Here is a 19,562-nt window from a genome sequence, read left to right as displayed (position 1 = left end):
ATCCACCGAAGCCTTCATTTGCCAAACCGAAGTGGGGTTAGAATTCCCGGCAGGTTTGACAGATTTGTTCAAATCCTTGCCCTGACAGCATTTTGTTAGTTTCTTTTCACAAAATATCAACTTGATAGTCAAGTGAAATTTTAGATTCCAAGCAGAGAAAATAGCTTTGCGAAAAATTGGCAAGGAACTAAGTCAGCGTAAGGGTTTGAATAGCCAGGGTTTCTATCGGCTCCTTGGCTAAGCGTGGTTAGAAAGGACGGTCTCGATCTTCGCGCCAATCAGGATTTTGAGGTTTCTATCGGCTCCTTGGCTAAGCGTGGTTAGAAAGGACTGGACGAGCAGCTATCTCGAAGATCGGCACACGGTTTCTATCGGCTCCTTGGCTAAGCGTGGTTAGAAAGGAAGCAGGCGATCGGCTTCAGTATCTTGGCGATCGAAGTTTCTATCGGCTCCTTGGCTAAGCGTGGTTAGAAAGACTCGTGTTATGGTTTTCTTGGCATCCTTGGCAGAAGTTTCTATCGGCTCCTTGGCTAAGCGTGGTTAGAAAGGGGACTGTTCGGCATGTGCAAGATATCGGCTAGGTTTCTATCGGCTCCTTGGCTAAGCGTGGTTAGAAAGGATGCACTACCCGAGCTATCCCTTGGCAGTAGAAGTGTTTCTATCGGCTCCTTAGCTAAGCGTGGTTAGAAAGTATCGTTATCCTACAAATACAAATTGGGCTGGACTGTTTCTATCGGCTCCTTGGCTAAACGTGGTTAGAAAGAGCCAAAAAATTGAATGAGATAGCTATTTTTCGTTTACATATCTCCGAAACGCTGGATGATAAATGGTGGATAGAAAGGCGCACTTCCTTCGCACAACGGAAGTTTGGCAGGTAACCATTCTGTTTAATCTCCAGTTCGGAAACTCTCTAAGTACGACTTCAATAAGCCACATATTAACTAATCAAGGCTGCACACACAGACTCAAAATATGCTAACTCTACCGTCAGGGAAACTAGTTAATAGAATTTGCTGACTAATCCTGCACGGTAGCATTAAAAGAACTATGCAGAAAAAATTATTTTTCTGCAAATAGCTAATTAAAACTGCTTTTCAGAGGCAAAAAATAGGTAGATTTCGACAGCAATGCTCGAAAGCCCTGCAAATTCTTATTGCTGCAAAATTATCTGCAAAGAGCTAATTAAATCTGACAAATAGTTCTTTAATGGACACGAATTCTGTTTGATGTGACAGAAATTCTTACTTAATGGGCGATACTGGATTCGAACCAGTGACCCCTTCCGTGTGAAGGAAGTGCGCTACCACTGTGCTAATCGCCCGCGTTTTACATCTTAGCTTACTTTGGGAAAGCCAATCCGAAAGTGCTATGAGTATAGCCGATCGAAGTAACGGCAAACAAGCATTTCCCTTTAAACTCGACAGGTCACGTTATTTTATTGCTGCATGAGCCAATCTATCCAAAGCACCGTTCAAAATGTGTTGGCTGCCCGTGCCCGGCTGGGTGAGTGTCCGCTGTGGGATGCCGATCGCCAGATGCTTTTCTGGGTCGATGTGTACAATTATCGAGTTCACCAGTTCGACCCGGCAACAGGTCACGATCGCTTCTTTGAGCTGGATGCCCCAGTGAGCGCGATCGTCCTCGCAAGCAACAATCAGATCTTGATGGCATTGGGCGATCGAATTGCGCTGCTCGACCCGGAAACAGGCGAAACCACAACGCTGTATCAAATTCAATTTCCCCATCCCAACACGCGCTTTAATGACGGCAAATGCGATGCTCAAGGACGGTTTTGGATCGGCTCGGTGAGCGAAGCCCCTGCCCAGGCAGAACTCTATCGTTATGATCCAGATGGTTCGCTGCAGGTGATGGAAACCGGGCTAACAATTTCTAATGGCTTAGGCTGGAGTCCTGACGGATCAACGTTTTATCTGACCGATTCTGCCCTGCACAAAATCTATGCTTATGACTTTGATTTAGAAGCGGGCAAGATTTGGAATCGGCGGGTATTCATTGATCTCACCGATGAAGCTGTAGAACCCGATGGACTGGCGATCGATGTTGAGGGAAACTTGTGGTCTGCCCTCTGGGGCGGCAGGTGTATTGTCTGCTTTGATCCCCAAGGTCAGGAACTTCAGCGCATCAGGCTGCCCGTTCAATGTCCCACTAGCGTTGCGTTTGGGGGGGTTCAGTTGACCGACCTATACATTACCTCGGCATCAGTGGGGCTAAGCCAGAAGGAGATTCAGCAAGGCTTCAACGCCGGAGATTTATTTCGCTGCTCGACCCAGTCTTCGGGAAGGTTAATTTATTCCTTTCAACATTCTTCGAGGAACACTTAAGAGACAAGACGGTTAAATCTTTGTCTGATTTGCTTACCTTGGATATGGAAAGTCAGATCTAAATGCGTATCATACTGAGCGATACAGTGAGTGATATGGCGAGCAATACAGCGACCTCAATTGCTATGTTCCAGTAGAGCATTCGCCTAATTTAACTCAATTGATTCTTTTTTCCGCTTGTTTCTAAGCAGGCGATCGCACAGTAAAGCAGACAAAAGCAGACAACCAGGAATTTGGTTTCTGAGTCTAATGCGCTTTTTTAAGGCGATCGATCCAGAAATCAATTCTCAGTTATCTGCCTAACTTAACTCAGGGCAGATTGGAGGCCGTTCCTGAGTCAAATAATGTATCGCTTAGTTGCAGAAAAGCTATTTCTCGATTTGCTTAAAGTTAACTTCAGAATAGTAGTCGCCGCTAAAGGGCTGCACTCCAATTTCAGGATAATCATTCTTGTCAAAGAAGCGCGCCACACCTTCAGCCAAATACTGGATTGCATTGCCGAATGACTGGAAAATATTCATCGTTTTGACCTCAATAGGAATAGGGTGGACGGCAAACCAACCAAATCACGTCATTTTGCAGGAGCTTGTTGCAGAATTTTGATTGTTCTCACTGCCTGGAGCGAAGCAATGGTAAATCAGTAGCGCAATAAATTTGCAAACAGTCGATCGCCAACTGAAGCAAGCTAAACAAACTGCAAATGAATCTCGGAGGAACGTTAACGAACGTTAATGAGCATTAATCAATTGAAGCGTTGAGGGAATGTTCTCCCATACCCCAATCATAAAAGAGCAGTCTAAGTTATTGACTGCCCCTCTAATATTCTTTACATCCCCATTGCTTTACCCTTTTACTGCAAGGGTGGCGATCGTTTACCTATACTTTGCGATTGAACCTCGCCTTCAGATCATCCAGGCTGGGCGGCTTTTCCGCTTTTGGTTCTGATGCCGATTGCTGCCCGGACTGCGACTTATTTTGAGATTTCGTTTGGGGTTGAACTTGGGATTTAACTTGGGATTTAACTTGAGATTTAACTGAGGGTTTATCCTGGGGTTTCGCTTGCGGTTTAGGCTGATTTCGAGAGTTCGCTTCTGCACGGAAAGTTTCGCCTGCTTCGCCTGATTTCATCGAAAGGCTAATCCGCTTCAGAGACTCATTCACCTCCAGCACACGCACCTTCACCACCTGCCCGACTTTGACAATTTGCTTTGGGTCACTCACAAAGCGATCGGCAAGCTGAGAAACGTGAACCAGTCCGTCTTGATGCACACCAATATCGACAAATGCGCCAAAGTTCGCCACGTTGGTGACAATCCCTTCTAGCTCCATGTCCGGTTTCAGGTCGCTGATTTCCTTGATGCCTTCTTTAAAGGTGGCATATTTGAACTCGGCGCGGGGGTCACGTCCGGGCTTTTCCAGCTCTGCCAGAATATCGCGCAGGGTTGGCTCTCCGATCGTCTCCGTCACATATTTCTTCAGGTCGGTTTTCTTCAAGCGAGCAGCAACTTCTGTAATCTGATTACCCCCCGCAGGAACGTGCTTCGCATCGAGCGTCACCTGAAGATCGGCGGCAATGCGTTCCACCACAGAGTAGCTTTCCGGGTGAACGGCAGTATTGTCGAGGGGGTTTTTGCCGTCTCGAATTCGCAGAAACCCTGCTGCCTGCTCAAACGCCTTGGGTCCAAGTTTCGCGACTTTGAGGAGTTCTTTGCGATCGCGGAATGCCCCATTCTGATTGCGATACGTCACAATATTGTTTGCAACAGCAGCAGAAATGCCGGATACATAGCTCAGCAACTGTTTCGATGCCATGTTTAAATCAACCCCGACATAGTTCACGCAGCTTTCTACCGTTTCATCTAATTTCTTTTTCAGCAGCTTTTGATCCACGTCATGCTGATACTGTCCAACGCCGATCGATTTCGGGTCAATTTTTACTAGTTCTGCCAGTGGGTCTTGCAGCCGTCGCCCGATACTGATCGCGCCGCGCACCGTAATATCCTGATCGGGAAATTCCTCGATCGCCGTTGGGCTGGCAGAATAAATCGACGCGCCCGACTCATTGACCATCACCTTGATCGGTTTGCGCTCCAGCAATTGCAGCACCTCTGCGACAAATTCATCGGTTTCTCGTCCTGCTGTGCCGTTGCCGATCGCAATCAGTTCAATCTGATATTTCTCAATTAATGTCTTCAGCGTTTTGCCTGCCTGAACGCGCTGCCCCTCTGCCTGATGCGGAAAAACCGTCTGGTACTCCAGAAACTTCCCGGTCTGATCGAGCACCGACACCTTACAGCCCGTGCGGAATCCAGGATCGATCGCCAGAGTGGGCTTCATTCCTGCCGGAGCAGACAGCAAGAGTTCGCGCAAATTTGCCTCAAAGGTTTTGATTGATTCGACATCTGCCTCCAGCTTTTTCTCAGCCCGCACTTCGCCAATCAGGGAAGTTTTCATCAGGCGATCGAAGGCATCTTTCAGCATTTCCCGATAAAACTGACGAATCGGGGCAGCCTGAGTGTGAATCTCTTCTCGTTCCAAGTAGCCCTGCACTGCATCCGCATCAAAAGCAAGCTCCACATCCAGCACACCTTCTGTCTCACCTCGATACAGTGCCAGCAGGTTGTGAGGCGCGATCGTCTTTACCTTTGACTGATAGCGGCGATACATCTCAAACTTGGTCGTGCCTTCGGGAAAGTCCGCTTTCACCTGCGAAATAAACAGCCCGGTCTCCATCAAAAAATCGCGCAGATACGATCGCAGATGCGCCTGATCCGCCACTTCCTCCGCCAGAATATCCGACGCGCCCTTCAGAGCTTCCGCCGCTGACTTCACGCCTTTTTCTTCCGAAACATACTTTGCGGCTTCCTGCTCCAGACTTGCCGACTTTGCAGCAGGCTGATTGAGGGATTTAATCCATTGAGCTAAAGGCTCCAACCCCTTCTCACGGGCGATCGTGGCTCTGGTACGCCGCTTTGGACGATAAGGCAAATACAAATCTTCCAGTTCCGTTTTGAGCAGACAGTTTTGAATCGCCTGCTGCAATTCGTCGCTGAGCTTGCCTTGTTCGGCGATCGATTTGAGAATGACAACTTTGCGATCTTCAAGTTCGGTCAGGTAAGTGTGGCGATCGAGCAGATCCCGCAACTGCGTTTCGTTCAGTTCACCCGTGCGCTCTTTGCGATAGCGAGCAATAAACGGAATCGTTGCCCCCTCTGCAAACAGTTCCAGGGCACTCTCGACTTGAAAGGGTTTGAGAGACAGTTCTTGCGCCAGCAGTTGAGGAATATTCAGCATCGTTGCGATCGATCCAACCATCAAACAGTTCTTCTAGGATAGTGTAGAGAATCCCCCTGCCGATGCCTATGGACGCGCTGATCCTTTATCTGCCGCCGACGCTGCGCCTGGCTCACCAGCAATACGAACAGCTTGCCATCGCCAACCCTGATTTACGCATCGAAATGACCACAGACGGAGAAATCGCCCCCACACTCCCGTAAGGCACGGGGGTGAAAAACGCTGTAAAAAATATTTGGTTAAGAACAACAGCAAATTTTATCCTTCTTAAAGAAGGTTCAGATCCCTTCAGGAATGCTAAGCAATTTTCAAGGGCACATCTTCGGGTTTGCTACAGCCTCGCGTTAGACACTCGCATCAAGATACTAAAAATCCCGGCACTGTGGCCGGGAAGTTCTGTGGTGTGAGGAGTGTGTGTATCATGAACCTTGTCTAAGAACTAAGGTAGTCGCCTCATGTGACAGCGATCGGGCGAGCGTGTTTCAATGTTGTGAATTTTTGAGATGTCTGAGAAGCGTTGACGATCGCTCTTGAGACAGTGAGCTTGAGACAAGGAAAGGACTGTTCAATTCAAGCTCATCTTTTCTCTGATAGAAGCAATAAACCGTTGTAGGGCATAAACTCTAGCTTTGCCAGTCCCAGTCAGTAAAAGCAGCCCGATCCTCGACCAAGGTCAAACAAACCCGTGACAGTATTGCGGCCATCTGGGGCGATCGCACGCCGCATTCTCGCCAGTGGAATGGGCGAACCGATGAACGAAGGCTGGCGGTAGCCGGATCGCTGGGTGCAACCTGCCTGTGCACTGTGTTCCTACGGCTGTAGGCTCGATATTAGCGTGAAAGACAACCAGATTATCGGGGTGCAAGGGCGGGAAGTCGATCGCGTTAATTTTGGGCAGATTAGAACCAAAAGAGGCAAAAAAAGCAAAAAAAGAGGGCAACACTGTGCCCCCAACTTGGTTTATAAGTTCAGGAATGGTTTAGAAATGAACCTAGGAACTGATTCAGAATAATGAATTCAGCATTCTCAAAACCGCACTAAACCGTATCCATTCTAGAGACTCCGGTGGAAGTGCCCGCAGTGCCCAGACTGCCTGCCATGCCGCTTGCATCCTTGACGAAGCCGCTATATGCCTCCATTCCGTGCTCGCCAATGTCCAGACCCATGAGTTCTTCTTCTTCAGAAACTCGAATGCCCAGAATTGCCTTCAGCGCGATCCAGAAGATAGAAGACAGCAGCACCGTCATACCGCCAACCGAGATCGTGCCAAGGAACTGAATCCAGAGCTGTCCCAGACCGCCCCCTGCAAACAGGCCTGCAGCCGGACCTGCAGCATACAGCGCACCGGGAGCATCGCTCGGACCCACTGCAAACAAACCGACTGCCAGGGTTCCCCAGATACCATTGGTCAGGTGAACTGCAATGGCACCAACGGGGTCATCGATTTTGATGCGATCGAAGAACATTACTGCAAACACGACCAGAATGCCGCCGATCGCGCCAATAAGTGCAGCCGCAGGAATTGTAATGAAAGCACAGGAAGCTGTAACCGCTACCAGACCTGCCAAAATGCCGTTGATGATCATGGAGAGGTCGGGTTTGCCCAGCACCAGCCAAGCCACGATCGTTGCAGCCACGCCACCAAACGCACCGCCCGTATTTGTAGTTAGAGCAATGTGAGCAATCAGAGAACCATCACCCACTGCCATGGTTGAACCCGGGTTGAAGCCAAACCAGCCCAACCAGAGAATTAAAGTTCCCAAGGTGGCGATGCTCATGTTGTGACCGGGAATCGCATTGGGCGAACCGTCAGCGTTGTACTTGCCCAGCCGCGCACCGAGGAACGCTGCACCCATGAGAGCTGCCCAGCCGCCAACTGCGTGAACGACCGTTGAACCCGCAAAGTCGAAGAAGCCAAGACCAGCAAGCCAGCCGCCGCCCCAGATCCAGTGACCTGTGATCGGGTAAGCAATTCCCACTAGCAGCAAGCTGAAGATCAAGAAGTCAACAAACTTGATGCGCTCTGCGACTGCACCGGAAACGATCGTTGCCGCCGTCCCTGCAAACACAAGCTGGAAGAAGAACTTAGCTGCTAAAGGCACGCCCGTCCAGTTGAGCGAAGTGTAAACGCCCTGGTAAGCATCTGCGGTTGCAGGGCTGTTATCTGCACCAGAGAGGAAGAACAGCCCACTTGTGCCAAAGAAGGGGTTGCCATCGCCGAACATGAGACCGAAGCCAATGAACCAGAAGGCGATCGTCGAGAGAGCGAACACAATCAGGTTCTTTGCCAGCACGTTAACAGCATTCTTTTGGCGGCAGAAGCCCGTTTCCAGCATACAGAAACCAGCGTTCATAAAGAACACCAGCATCCCCGCAATCATCACCCACATCGTATCCAAGCCGACTCGCAGCGAGGATTCGAGTTCGGTGAGCTGAGCAGCAGAGGGAGTTTGTGCCGAAGCAGAGAAAGAAGACATCAACACCAGAATTCCAGCCAGGGGAAGGCAGGCTTGCAGGGAAACCGGGAGCCGACGAATCTTTTTGAAGTATTTTTGGGCGTAGTAAGCGACTTCAGATCTAGCCCAAGATCTAGCCAAAGTATCAGCGATCGATCGCTTGTTGCGAGTTCTCATTCGCCTGTGCGCTAATTTAGACATTTTACTGGACGTTCCTTCAGCAAGTGAATGCATCAAATCCGGCACTCTGTGAGCGATTCACAGGGCACAACTCATTCAGATAAGGGAGCAACCTAGCCCCGAATTGAACCTCGAAAGGGTAGAGGCACAGACTGAGGCATTGATTTCTACCGATGCAGCTAAACCAGTTATTCGCAAGACGAAGACGGCAGGGAACTTTAGAGTTACCCCACAGCAATCAATTCACAGCGATTTCACGGAAACTGCAAAATCTATGTTTCAAATTGCACCAATCTTGTTGAAGTAATTCTGTATAGGAGAATACAATTGCTAAGCGTGTTGCCCCACAGCCTATGTAGCGCAAGGCTTTTGAAGCTAAAGGAAATCTTAGACTTCCCCTAGAAAATAAGCAGACGCTCAATCCGTTTACCTCAGATCTGCTGGCGATCGCCTGCAATTTGGAAACTTTCGGAGACTTTCGCAAGTCTGCTCGCAAACCTGCTAGTGATCGAGCTGCTCCCGATAAATTGTTTCATCCTGCTGCCGCCAAGCAGGGTCAACAATACAGATAAAAATCAAGTCTTCTGTTCCAAGATTTGCGATGTACTGCTTTGCGTCGGGAGGAATGTAGATCGCATCCCCCGGCTCGACAGCTTGCACCTCGTCATCAATGTGCATTTCACCATTCCCGCTCAAGATGTAATAAACCTCGGACGTTTTGAGCGAGTGAGGAATTGAAACCTGTCCGGGGGAGACGATCGCATGAGCCAAACTGTAGCGCAGGTCGATCGACTGCTTATCGGGATGAAGCAACTCTCGGAGATTGGTTCCATCTCCGGCAATGAATTCTGAGCAATTTTGAAGTTTTTGGATTAGCATCTCACCGCCATTTGCGATTAGCACTGAGCCAATCTTAATTCTGATTAGCGGTAAGCGCGATCGGCATTACCCACAGAAGCGTAGGAACAGGGTTCAAAATCTAGGCAGTTTACCGCTTCTTCAGTGCCTGCCGAGCTGGGATGAACAGGACACTTTAGAACGTGAGTGTTAGTAAAAAATTGACAGTTGGCGCAAGGAATTTGGTGCATTCTCTGAGCCGTTTTAACGCTGTCTCTTGCGGCTGCCCAGAGGCTCCAGCCCAGAAGCGCAACCAGCCCCCAGGCAAGCACAAAACAGATCGGCACAAGGATAGGTTGAATTAACTGATGCATCTGAGACAGGGTCAGAAAATAGTAGTGAAGCATAACGTAAAAAAAGACGGTGAGTAACGAGTGGATGACCAACAAATCGAACAAAGAGATTGGAGTGAATCTATTGTTTAATCTAGATTATTCGATTCAAATCGATGAATCAAAATCAATCTAAAAATTAACGCACCAACTTTTCATCGATCTCATTCTCATTTTGTAACTTTTATTAATATTCTTCCTGCCGCTAAAGGCGGAACTCGCCGCTCTAACCTAAGTGAGAACGCAAGAAGAGCAGTTGAGGCAATGAATCAGGTAAAATCCAGGGTGAGCCATTAATCTGTTCTCAAGGCATCTACAGTTCTATCCGCTTCGCTCTTTTTCCTGCTTTGCTTTTCAAGCCTTGACAACATTAGTATCGAGTTAAAACGAGTTGTAATCGGGTTGAAATCTGAAGGAGCGCGAGGTTCTTCTCAGAATTGGCAGTTTGAAAGAGGGCGATCGGGTTGCAGTTACGGCTGCTCAAGCGTCATCTCAAGCGAGAGTATTTTCAGGAGATTTCCTAAATCCCTCCCACGTGATCGGCAAAGATTAATCCATAATAGAAAGCTGCATTTTGCGACAGAATAGAATGCGACAGAATAGAATAAAGATCCAAACTCCCATCGGAATACCGGAGTTCTGTGGGATGATGGATAAGTATCTATGGATTGTTGTTGAATTGACAGACAGGTAGCGCAATATGGCACTCCAACTTGGTGATATCGTTCCCGACTTTACGCAAGACTCCACTGAAGGAGTTATCAATTTCCATGAATGGGCAGGGGATGGCTGGGTTGTCCTCTTTTCTCACCCCAAAGATTTCACGCCCGTTTGCACAACAGAGCTGGGTACGGTCGCACGGCTGAAGCCTGAGTTTGACAAGCGCAACGTTAAAGTAATTGCCCTCAGCGTAGATGATGCTGACTCGCATCGTAGCTGGGTAGGCGACATCGAAGAAACCCAAAACGCCCGCATGAACTACCCCATCTTGGCTGACTCCGATCGTAAGGTGTCTGACCTGTATGGCATGATCCACCCCAACGCCAACAACACGCTGACGGTGCGATCGGTGTTCATCATCGACCCCCAGAAAAAGCTGCGGCTCACCCTGACCTATCCTGCCAGCACCGGACGGAACTTCGATGAAATCCTGCGCGTGATCGACTCGCTGCAATTAACCGATAATTACAGCGTTGCGACTCCGGCAGACTGGAAAGACGGCGGCGATTGCGTAGTCGTGCCTTCGATTCCCACCGAAGAAGCAAAACAAAAATTCCCGAAAGGCGTGACTGAAGTCAAGCCTTATCTGCGGATGACCCCTCAGCCTAATAAATAAATGGCTTGAGTAAATGACTTGAGCGATCGGTTTTCCTGAGAAACTGGCTCGATAAAACTTTAGCGTAATCAGGAGTGTGGAAATCCATGCTCCTTTTTTGTATCGTTTTTTGATATGTCTGCTCCAGGCAGTTTTTTGGTACGTCTTGGGTAACATTGCCCTAAATCAGCAGTTTCCTGACTTAGCTTGCGGCATGATTTTCCTTAAATGTCCGCTCAAAACCTCGCTCCCAATGTTCCTGCTCAAACCTCGCCGCACAATGTTTTCGTTCAAACTGTCTCCCCAACCGAGCAGGCAACAGAGCTCCTCACAGTTTCTCTACCCGGTGCAGCTTGTGTTTTCCCTGACTTCTATTCTCGTGTTTCCGTTGTATTTTGCTGTGATCGGTGAAGCCTCAACCGCCATGACGCTCGTGATTGCCTTCCTCATCGCCATTCTTGCTGGCATGATCGTGCTACTCTGGATGCGTCTGAAAGCTTACCGCAAAGAACGCGATCGATTGAGGGACAGTCTATCTCAGGCGATCGAGCAAACCCAGGTGATGCTGCACACCATCCGCGACGGCGTGATTACTGCCAATGCTCAAGGACGGGTGGAACTGCTCAATCCCGTTGCGGAGCAAATCACTGGATGGCACACCCAGGAAGCCCAGGGACGATCGCTTTCAGAAATTCTTCCGCTTCGGGACTGCAACACCGGGCAGCCTTTGCCCAACCTGATAGCGGATTCCTACGAACAGCGTTCTCTCAGCAATGTTGACTGCGCTGCCCTGCTGCAAACCCGGGATCACTCTGAAAGACGAGTGAACAGTACGCGGGTTGAAATTCACGCTCCGACGGGACAAGTCACTAGCAGCGTGGTGGTTTTGCGCGAAGCTGCCGCAGTTTCTGCTGATGATGTCGTATCGACCTGGCAAGACCGCTATGACGCGCTGACCGGGCTGGTGAACCGACAAGAATTTGAGCATTGTCTTCAGCAGGCGATCGCCCTGACTCAGGCAAATGACCAGGAACATAGCCTGTGTTTTCTCGATCTCGATCGCTTTCGCGAAATCAATCAAGCCTGCGGCTATACAGCGGGAGATGAGCTGTTGCGTCAGGTGAGCCGCCTGCTGCAAAACAAAGTGCGAAGAGCCGATACGATCGCCCGTTTGGGAGGAGATGAGTTTGCAGTTCTACTGTATCGGTGCCCTACCGAACAGGCAATGTATGTCGCGCACTCGCTCTGCGAAGCCATCGAAAAGTTCTGGTTTGAATGGGAAGGGCAGAAGTTTTCGGTGGGAGTCAGCATCGGTTTAGTCAGCCTTGCTGCAAAGTCAGATGCCGCAAGCGCAATCAGAGCAGCAGATAAAGCCTGTGCGATCGCGAAGACGCAAAATCGGGGCGGGGTTCATTTCTATCAGAACGACTAGCAGGAACTTCTGCTGAATTTCACAAGCTGTCAACTTGCCCAATTTGCTAGGCTCCACAATAGGCAATCAGGTCAATTTCTACATCGCCAAATCCGGCAAGGGCAGTTACACCGATCGCCGTCCTGCCGGGAAAATTGCCGCTGGGAAAGTAAGATGCATAGATTTCATTCACGGTAGACAGGTGACGAAAATCCGTGAGAAACACCCGCGCCATTACCACCCGATCGAAGCTGCTGCCTGCCTGATCCAGCACCAGTTTTAAGTTTTGCATCACACGGTGGGTCTGGTCTTCGATGGAGCCGCGATCAACCTGACCTGTTTCTGGGTTTTGGGCAAGCTGCCCGGTGACAAACAAAAAATCCCCTGCACGTACCGCATGACAGTAGGGCGAAACAGGCGGCAGTACATTGTCGGGTAGATTAATTCGTTCAAACATAGTCGTCTGCTTTAGTAATCTGCTCAAGTTACAGGAGAGGGTTTACCAGAGAGGATGTTCTGGGAAGATCCAGGATGCTCCCTTCGCCTCCAAACCCTTTGCCTTGCAATTATCGTACTTTAGCCAGGAAATAAAGCAGGAAATAAAGCCGCGATTTTGCTTGAATTGATTGCAGCGCCCAACTTAGAAATAAAAATCGATCGCTTATGATGAGTTTGACGATTCAAGATGTTGAAAGAGCCAAACTTCTAACCCACCTCCTCGTCCTGATACTCGTCCTGATATAGGAGAACCCTAGCTCTCCTCGCCCCCCAAGTCGGGGGAAACCGAACCATGGCACAGCACCATCACTCAGCTTCAAAATTCCCAAAAGTTGACCTGTTCAGGGAGCGGCAGCACTTTTAATCCTTCTCAAACCAGTTCTAAGGCTGCTGTGCCCAGTTAGGCAGTGACCCACTAGCGGAAGTTAAATTAAACCAACGCTTCTCACTTTTTCGCAATCCCATTGCTAAGTTTCTTTTCGCAATTTCTTCTCGTAACTTCTTTTCGCAGTTTTTGAGGACTCGCTGTGAGTTTCACGATTCAAAACGCATTGATCCCGCTCGCATCAGGCTATGCAACCGTTGATGTCCGCATTGAAGCCGATCGCATTGCTGCTATTGCGCCCCATCTAGAGCCTGTCGGAACAGTAATTGATGGACAAAACAAGCTGCTCCTGCCGGGATTTTTCAATGCTCATACTCACTCTTCAGAATTTTGGCAGCGCGGCATGATTCCGCCTTATCCGCTCGAACTGTGGCTGGCAGAACTCTACGACTTTACGCTGTTCAGTCCAGAGCAAATTTATCTCAGTGCGCTGGCAACGGCAGCCGAGACACTGCTGTCGGGCGGAACCTGCGTAGTTGATCATCTGGTGCTGATCCCCGGACAGGAGGAAGAGACGATCGCTGCTGCCGCCCGTGCCTATGAAGAAATTGGCATTCGGGCGTTCATTGGTCCGCTGATTCAGGATGCTTCGCTGACCGAGAGCATTCCTTCGGGGGGGAAATTGCTTGAGCATCAGCCCTATGCTCGAACAACCCAAGAGACGCTATCGCTAATGGAGCGGGCGATCGATCGCTTTCACCGACCAGAAGCCGGAATTCATCTCATGCTGGCTCCAACGGGAATGCAGCTCTGCTCAGACGCGCTGTTTGAGGGCTGTGTGACGTTGAGCGATCGGTATCAGCTTTGCTGCCATACTCACCTGCTCGAAACCAGAGCACAGCAATTGCTTGCCCAGGAGAAATATGGATATAGCGCAGTTCAGCACTTAAAGCATCTGGGATTTCTCACGCCTCACACTTCGCTGGCACACTGTGTCTGGCTCGATGATGCCGACATTGAAATCCTGTCAGAAACGCGATCGACCGTTGTACACAATCCCCTGAGCAATTTGCGCCTGGGCAGCGGCGTTGCCCCCATTTTAAAATATCGACAGGCGGGCGTGAATGTCACTTTTGGCTGTGATGGCTCGGCTAGCAACGACGGGCAGGATTTGCTGGAGGCGATTAAGATAGGCACGCTGCTGCACAATGTGACAGATACCGATTATCGCCACTGGATCAGTCCGCGTGAGGCGATCGAGATGGCATCGTTGGGCGGAGCGACGGGGTTAAATCTGGCTGAGCAGACGGGTTCGCTAACCGTGGGCAAAAAAGCAGATCTGGTGCTGTATGACCTGACCAACTTATCACTGCTGCCGCGCACTGATCCGATCGGTTTACTGGTGATGGGCAGACCTGCAAGTGCAGTGGCTCAGGTGTGGGTCAACGGTCAGACTGTGGTGGCAAAAGGAAAAGTTCAGACAATCGACGTTGATCTGCTGCGGCAGGAGATTTTCGATCGCAGTCAGTGGCAGACAAATCGCCAGTCTGCAATGGTGCAGCAGGTTGAGGCACACTATCGATCGGTGATGGGCCTCTTGGATGATGAATCCTGATAATGAATGATTAACGCTCAAACTTAACAATCAACCCACCTGCTCAAGCACTAGCCCTGACGTTCCCGATACGCCTCGATTTGATGAGGAGGCATTTGGGGCGAGGTAGAAGGCGGCAGGTTAAGCGAGGAAGAACCAGGCGAGCGCAGCTGGGGGGCGTAGAAATTGCCATTTTGCGGCGGTAGATTGGGGGTATCTGCTTCCATTGAAGCGATCGCGGCTTGATTTGCACCGATTTCACCGGCATTGATTGGTGATGGTTCCTCAACCCGACGGCTGGCTGCACGAGCGGACTGTTGATGATCCGCGATCGGGGCAACTTCAACTTCAAACTGCTCAAAAACCTCGACTTCCTCGACTCCCTCAATTCCCTCCACTCTCTCAATCTCTTCTATTTCTTCAAATTCCTCAGCTTGTGAGGCAGGCAAACGGGGACGGGTTGGTACTGGAGCTGCCCGCCGACCCGAAGGACGGGTGAAGGCTCCTAGGGCTGCTTTGAAGCCAGCGACGACGCTGCGTGTCGTGATCTGCGCCTGCTTTGCCTGCTGCTTTACCCCGCCCACACCCTGATCCACTTGCTGAGTCATCCGACCCACGTTTTGCACTCCCTCAGTCATATCGTCAGTGAGTTCGGTAATTTCCAGGCTTGTAAGGCGGATTGCTTCCAGGGTGGGCGGCAGTTCTCGGTTGAGGGTGTCGAATAGCTTCTCAGCACTACGAGCTGCCCGCGATAGCTCCTGAAAAGCAGGCAGCGCAGCCATCAGCACGGCGGTAATGCTAACCGCAACTAGCAAAATCGAGAGTCCTAGCCAAAACAAAGGGTCTACCACACTGTTTCCCTATCTCACCAATACTTCTATAAGGCTTTACTATCAAGAATTCACTTCACTCAGCCTGTACCTTTATGCCGAATCACGAACAGAAGGACGGGCTTCGACGACCGCTCGCGTTTCCTGCTGCTCCAAAAGTTGCCGTTCGCGCTGGCTGGCTTCAAGTCCGGCGGAAATCGCCTCCTGTAAACGAGTCAGCGTTTTATCCCATTTGCGTAATGCCGTTTCTGATAGGCGATCGGCTTGAATTTGGACGCTAGTTGAGAGATCTTCTGCCAGTTCCGGCAGGGCATCTGCCGATTTTTTCAAAAACTGCCGGGTTTCTCGACCCGATCGTGGAGCCACCAGTAGCCCACTCACGACCCCAACGACTGCTCCAACCAGCAATCCCCCTACAAATACCCCAGATCCTCCGCCACGGTTTTCTGTCATGGTCATTTCACCTTTCTACTGCATCGATCGACTGAATCGAATCTCCGGTTCAGAATCGCTCTATCTCAAGATTAGACAATTTCCAGACGGTTCGCGCTGTTGTCATGATGCCCCTCGAACGCTAGACCGAATCATACGGGCAAAAAGAGTCAGTCGCTGATTGCGTTGGGCAGGAATGATCGATCGATACTGGTTCCAAACGATTTGTCCTAAGCCAAGCAGGGCAAGCAGTTTCTGCGCTTTCTCAAGCTGAATTGCGGCTTTGCGATACTGCTGACGCGCCTGCGCTACACCGCTCTGTCCCTTGGAGATATTCCTGGGCGCACCGTGCAGAACCTTATGTGTACTGTGTTCGGCAGCAATGAGAGCATCGGCTGCCTTGGCAAGGGTTCGGCGGAGTTGCCAGAGCCGCCAGGCAACATAAAACCCTAGCGAAGCAATCAAAACATTGAAGACCAGAACTGTTATTACCATGTCTACTGGCTCGATCGCACAAATGTCATGCCTAAACTTGATGTCTAGATAATTAATGCCCAGGTAATTAATACCCAGACAACCTGATATCCAGACTATGAATGTCCAGACAACCTGATGCCCAGATAATTAATGCTCGGACAACTTGATGGCCAGACAGCTATGACCAATCATACCGATAGATTTGCGGTCTCAAACAGTATCGATCGGAAATCAACCGCGAGAGAGACCTTTAATTTCAATAAGGCGTTAAGCTTCTCTGAGTTTTACTTTTTAAGTTTTACTTTTTAAGTTTTGCTTTTTGGGTTTTGCTTTATTCACCTGCCTGATTTGATTCATGGAAGATCCGCAGCCTTCTGAACACTTATTAGAGCTATTTGTCTCAGAGTTATTTGTTGACCCCATTGCCGGATCAGATGCGTCGAGAGACAGCAATTCGCCCTCAGCGGCGATCGGCACACAGTCTCAGCCGTTCAAGACCTTATCTCACGCGCTCAGCCAGGCGACTTCGGGCACAATCATCTACCTTCAGCCCGGTCGCTATGACACCGTACAGGGTGAACAGTTTCCGCTGCAGATTCCGGTTGGGGTGGTGGTGGTGGGGGATGTGCCAACGCGGGGCGAGAGGACGACGATCGTTGGGGGTGGCGACTGGGAAAGCTCAATCTTTGGCAGGCAAAATGTGGCTCTGGTAATCGCGGAGCAGGCACAGGTGCGGGGAGTGACCATCACCAATCCCCATGAGAAAGGAACTGGAATTTGGATCGAAGCGGCTACGGCAACGATCGCCCACTGTCGGTTGAGCGGCTGCGGCAGAGAGGGAATTTTTGTCACTGGAGAAGCCACGCCCACGATTCTCAACTGCTGGCTTCTGCAAAATCGGGCAAGTGGGATTGCCTTCACGCGCTATGCCAAAGGAGAAATTCAGCGCAGTTTGTTTTGCCAAAATCGTTTTGGTGTAACGCTGAGCGACTTTGCATCTCCGATCGTTTATCAAACCGAAATCACCGATAACCAGGTTGGCATGGTGCTATCGGGAGCGAGTCGTCCCGTACTGCGGGAAAACCGGATTGCTGCCAACACCGGAGAAGGATTGGTCATTTTTAGTCAGGCGATGCCTGATTTAGGCGATCGACAGTCGCCCGGAGGAAATTACTTTCAGGACAACGGAGATTTCGCAATTCGCAACGTGGGAGCGCAGCTTGTCATTGCAGCGGGAAACCTATTGCATCCTTTGTCTGTGCGAGGGGCGATTGAATTTCGTGCCCTTCAACCCGTGCAAACGGGAGGCTGGGACGCAGAAAGTTTTACAGCGATCGTTCAGCCGCAATCCAGACTCACTTCCGATCCGACTGCGATCAATTTGCCAGAGACTCCGCCCGATCTGGTGAATCACTGGTCGCTACCCTTTGTGCTGACCATTCTCGACAGGCGAATTATGGGCTGTTTTGCCGATCGCACGTTTCAGCCCGATCGACCGGTTTCGCGTGCCCAGTTTGCGGCTGTAGTGGTACGGGCATTTCAGCAGTCCGATCGCTCTCCAAATCGCGGCGTTCGAGATGTGCCTACCGAGCAGGAGGCAGCCGCGCCGATTGCTTCGCCGTTTCCCGACGGGGTGATCGCCCAGGCAGAGCGACTGGGATTTGTCGAACGTGAGGCAGATTTGCACTTTTCTCCAGAACAGCCACTTCCCCGATGGCAGGCGATCGTGGGATTGGTTCGGGGGCGGGGGCTAAGTGGCGGTCGGGCTGAACTGCTGCGGATCTTTCGCGATCGAGCTGAGATTCCCAGCATTGCAGTGTCGGCAGTAGCGACGGCAGTGGCACATCAGCTGCTGATTTTGCCGCAGCGCGATCGGTTAGCTCCGCTGTTGCCAATTACTAGAGCAGAGCTAGCTACCTGGATTTATCAAGCCCTGATTTTACAAGATGAGGCAGAAGCCAGAGAGAGTCCTGCGATCGTAGAGCCTACCAGAGCCCAAGATTGGATGCAGAACCTGGCTGTTCCAACAAGTTCTTTGCTTCAGGTTCCCCGTCTAACGGCTTCAGGTGAAGGGCTACGAGTGGCAATCCACATTGAGATCCCCATTCAGATCCCCCTTGAGATGAGTTCCGACCTGTACTCCGCGCAGGAAGAATCGCCCCTTGTGCAGGCAGGGTTGTGGGTGGGCGTACAGGTGGCAGAACACCTCGAACAGGTGGGAGTTGCAGCCGACCTCATTCAGAGCCGGGATCACTCGATCGATTTTGCAGAACGGTTGACAAGGCTACAGCAAACAAAGCCCGATCTGCTGCTTCAGATTTGTCTGGTTGCAGTGTCTCCTGAGAGGGGCGCAATGGGGGTTCAGACGCAGTACGCGCCGTCAGAAAGCCAGCCATATGCTTCGCTGCTGCACCACAAGCTTTTGGGCTCGCTAGATTTGCCCGATCGCGAAGTCGTTCCCCTGCCAGAGCTACCTTATCCGCTTGCCGTACCGATGCTAAAAGTCGAGTTAGGCTTGCTGGAAGCAATGTTGAATCACCCAGACGGAATCAATCGCAGCTTTTGCACCTATGTAGCGATCGCGATCCACCAAGGGCTACTCGAATTCCTTTTAGTTTGAACGTCTTAATTTGAGCGTCTTAATTTGAGCGTCGCGGCAGAATTGGGAATCGCAGTTAACCTCTACCCGTGAGCCAAATAATGGGAAGATAAATTATTGACGATCGATTGAAGTAAAAACAACTGGCATGGCTGAAATTCAATTCTCAAGAGGAATCACCGAAGACGTAATTCCTGATGTGCGAGTGACCCGATCCCGCGATGGCAGTAACGGCAAGGCAACCTTCTATTTTCAAAACCCCAGAGCATTAGCGCAGGACAGCACCGCTGATATCACCGGAATGTATCTGATTGACGAAGAAGGTGAGCTGGCGACTCGCGAAGTGAATGCAAAGTTTGTCAACGGTCAGCCGGACGCGATTGAAGCCACCTACATTATCAGAAGTGCTGAAGAGTGGGAGCGATTTATTCGCTTTATGGATCGCTATGCCGAGGAGCACGGCTTGGGGCTAGACAAGTCATAGCCAGACATAAAAACTTTAGATTCAAAAACGCTAGATTCAGACATTCTAAATTCAAAAACTCTTGGGCGAGTGGGCATGAGCAATTCGAGAATCTGC

The 19,562-nt window shown here is 50.3% G+C and carries 16 protein-coding genes, 1 tRNA gene, 1 pseudogene and 1 CRISPR repeat array; of the genes and pseudogenes, 8 read left to right on the top strand and 10 right to left on the bottom strand.

The genetic code is table 11. The annotated features are described in order from the left end of the window. Positions 1 to 218: 218 nt before the first annotated feature. A CRISPR array of direct repeats spans positions 219 to 763; the repeat unit is 37 nt; unit sequence GTTTCTATCGGCTCCTTGGCTAAGCGTGGTTAGAAAG. A gap of 486 nt (positions 764 to 1,249) precedes the next feature. After that, a tRNA-Val gene (locus tag NDA02_RS16605) sits at positions 1,250 to 1,321 on the bottom strand. A gap of 124 nt (positions 1,322 to 1,445) precedes the next feature. Here NDA02_RS16605 and NDA02_RS16600 point away from each other — a divergent pair. Next, positions 1,446 to 2,342: an SMP-30/gluconolactonase/LRE family protein gene (locus tag NDA02_RS16600; protein ID WP_190790987.1), complete on the top strand. Its 897-nt coding sequence runs from the start codon at positions 1,446 to 1,448 to the stop codon at positions 2,340 to 2,342. Between the two features lie 368 nt (positions 2,343 to 2,710). Here the strand turns inward: NDA02_RS16600 and NDA02_RS16595 are convergent, their stop codons facing one another. Both NDA02_RS16595 and NDA02_RS16590 read right to left on the bottom strand, forming a co-directional pair. After that, positions 2,711 to 2,863 carry an isochorismate synthase gene (locus tag NDA02_RS16595; RefSeq protein ID WP_348248332.1) on the bottom strand — a complete coding sequence of 51 codons (153 nt, stop codon included), beginning with the start codon at positions 2,861 to 2,863 and terminating at the stop codon, positions 2,711 to 2,713. Positions 2,864 to 3,218: 355 nt separating this feature from the next. After that, a complete protein-coding gene (locus tag NDA02_RS16590) occupies positions 3,219 to 5,636 on the bottom strand; it encodes a Tex family protein (RefSeq protein WP_190793302.1) in 2,418 nt (805 codons plus the stop codon). A 62-nt stretch (positions 5,637 to 5,698) separates the two neighbouring features. Here NDA02_RS16590 and NDA02_RS16585 point away from each other — a divergent pair, with 62 nt between their 5' ends. Both NDA02_RS16585 and NDA02_RS16580 read left to right on the top strand, forming a co-directional pair. Beyond that, positions 5,699 to 5,839, top strand: coding sequence for a hypothetical protein (locus NDA02_RS16585; RefSeq protein WP_190793296.1), 141 nt, complete (start codon positions 5,699 to 5,701; stop codon positions 5,837 to 5,839). A gap of 581 nt (positions 5,840 to 6,420) precedes the next feature. After that, entirely contained in the window at positions 6,421 to 6,648 is a 228-nt protein-coding gene (locus NDA02_RS16580) for a hypothetical protein (protein ID WP_190793298.1), read from the top strand. A gap of 25 nt (positions 6,649 to 6,673) precedes the next feature. Here NDA02_RS16580 and NDA02_RS16575 read toward each other — a convergent pair whose 3' ends face one another. The 3 genes from NDA02_RS16575 to NDA02_RS16565 all read right to left on the bottom strand — a co-directional run bounded on the left by NDA02_RS16575 (position 6,674) and on the right by NDA02_RS16565 (position 9,516). Beyond that, the gene (locus tag NDA02_RS16575; RefSeq protein ID WP_199296703.1) at positions 6,674 to 8,269 is read right to left on the bottom strand and encodes an ammonium transporter; all 1,596 of its coding nucleotides are present in this window, start codon (positions 8,267 to 8,269) and stop codon (positions 6,674 to 6,676) included. 504 nt (positions 8,270 to 8,773) lie between these two features. Next, positions 8,774 to 9,151, bottom strand: a complete 378-nt coding sequence (locus NDA02_RS16570; protein ID WP_190793300.1) for a cupin domain-containing protein — start codon at positions 9,149 to 9,151, stop codon at positions 8,774 to 8,776. A 44-nt stretch (positions 9,152 to 9,195) separates the two neighbouring features. Continuing rightward, positions 9,196 to 9,516, bottom strand: coding sequence for a hypothetical protein (locus NDA02_RS16565; RefSeq protein WP_242067473.1), 321 nt, complete (start codon positions 9,514 to 9,516; stop codon positions 9,196 to 9,198). A gap of 685 nt (positions 9,517 to 10,201) precedes the next feature. On the opposite strand from NDA02_RS16565, the gene NDA02_RS16560 reads away from it, so the two are divergent. Next, entirely contained in the window at positions 10,202 to 10,837 is a 636-nt protein-coding gene (locus NDA02_RS16560) for a peroxiredoxin (protein ID WP_348248329.1), read from the top strand. A gap of 334 nt (positions 10,838 to 11,171) precedes the next feature. Further along, a complete protein-coding gene (locus NDA02_RS16555; protein ID WP_348255314.1) occupies positions 11,172 to 12,248 on the top strand; it encodes a diguanylate cyclase in 1,077 nt (358 codons plus the stop codon). A 46-nt stretch (positions 12,249 to 12,294) separates the two neighbouring features. Here the strand turns inward: NDA02_RS16555 and NDA02_RS16550 are convergent, their stop codons facing one another. Next, positions 12,295 to 12,684: a Rid family detoxifying hydrolase gene (locus NDA02_RS16550; RefSeq protein ID WP_190791039.1), complete on the bottom strand. Its 390-nt coding sequence runs from the start codon at positions 12,682 to 12,684 to the stop codon at positions 12,295 to 12,297. Between the two features lie 568 nt (positions 12,685 to 13,252). Between NDA02_RS16550 and NDA02_RS16545 the strand changes: the two genes are divergently transcribed. Next, positions 13,253 to 14,665, top strand: coding sequence for an amidohydrolase family protein (locus tag NDA02_RS16545; protein ID WP_190791038.1), 1,413 nt, complete (start codon positions 13,253 to 13,255; stop codon positions 14,663 to 14,665). Positions 14,666 to 15,153: 488 nt separating this feature from the next. Here the strand turns inward: NDA02_RS16545 and NDA02_RS16540 are convergent. From NDA02_RS16540 to NDA02_RS16530, 3 genes and pseudogenes are all read right to left on the bottom strand, one after another. Further along, positions 15,154 to 15,495 (bottom strand): annotated as a pseudogene (locus NDA02_RS16540) (DUF948 domain-containing protein); the annotation flags it as partial. Positions 15,496 to 15,567: 72 nt separating this feature from the next. After that, a complete protein-coding gene (locus tag NDA02_RS16535; RefSeq protein WP_190791036.1) occupies positions 15,568 to 15,927 on the bottom strand; it encodes a YtxH domain-containing protein in 360 nt (119 codons plus the stop codon). 102 nt (positions 15,928 to 16,029) lie between these two features. Then, positions 16,030 to 16,401 carry a hypothetical protein gene (locus tag NDA02_RS16530; protein WP_190791035.1) on the bottom strand — a complete coding sequence of 124 codons (372 nt, stop codon included), beginning with the start codon at positions 16,399 to 16,401 and terminating at the stop codon, positions 16,030 to 16,032. A 337-nt stretch (positions 16,402 to 16,738) separates the two neighbouring features. Between NDA02_RS16530 and NDA02_RS16525 the strand changes: the two genes are divergently transcribed. Next, complete coding sequence (locus tag NDA02_RS16525) at positions 16,739 to 19,003, top strand: DUF1565 domain-containing protein (protein ID WP_190791034.1); 2,265 nt, start codon at positions 16,739 to 16,741, stop codon at positions 19,001 to 19,003. A gap of 127 nt (positions 19,004 to 19,130) precedes the next feature. Further along, positions 19,131 to 19,466, top strand: a complete 336-nt coding sequence (psb28, locus tag NDA02_RS16520; protein ID WP_348248326.1) for a photosystem II reaction center protein Psb28 — start codon at positions 19,131 to 19,133, stop codon at positions 19,464 to 19,466. Positions 19,467 to 19,562 lie beyond the last annotated feature (96 nt).

Origin of the sequence: Leptolyngbya sp. ST-U4 (assembly GCF_039962215.1) — a bacterium.
Lineage (GTDB): Bacteria > Cyanobacteriota > Cyanobacteriia > Elainellales > Elainellaceae > Leptolyngbya_A.
Note: the sequence above shows the minus strand (reverse complement) of the source record. Positions and strands in the feature narration are given on the sequence as shown.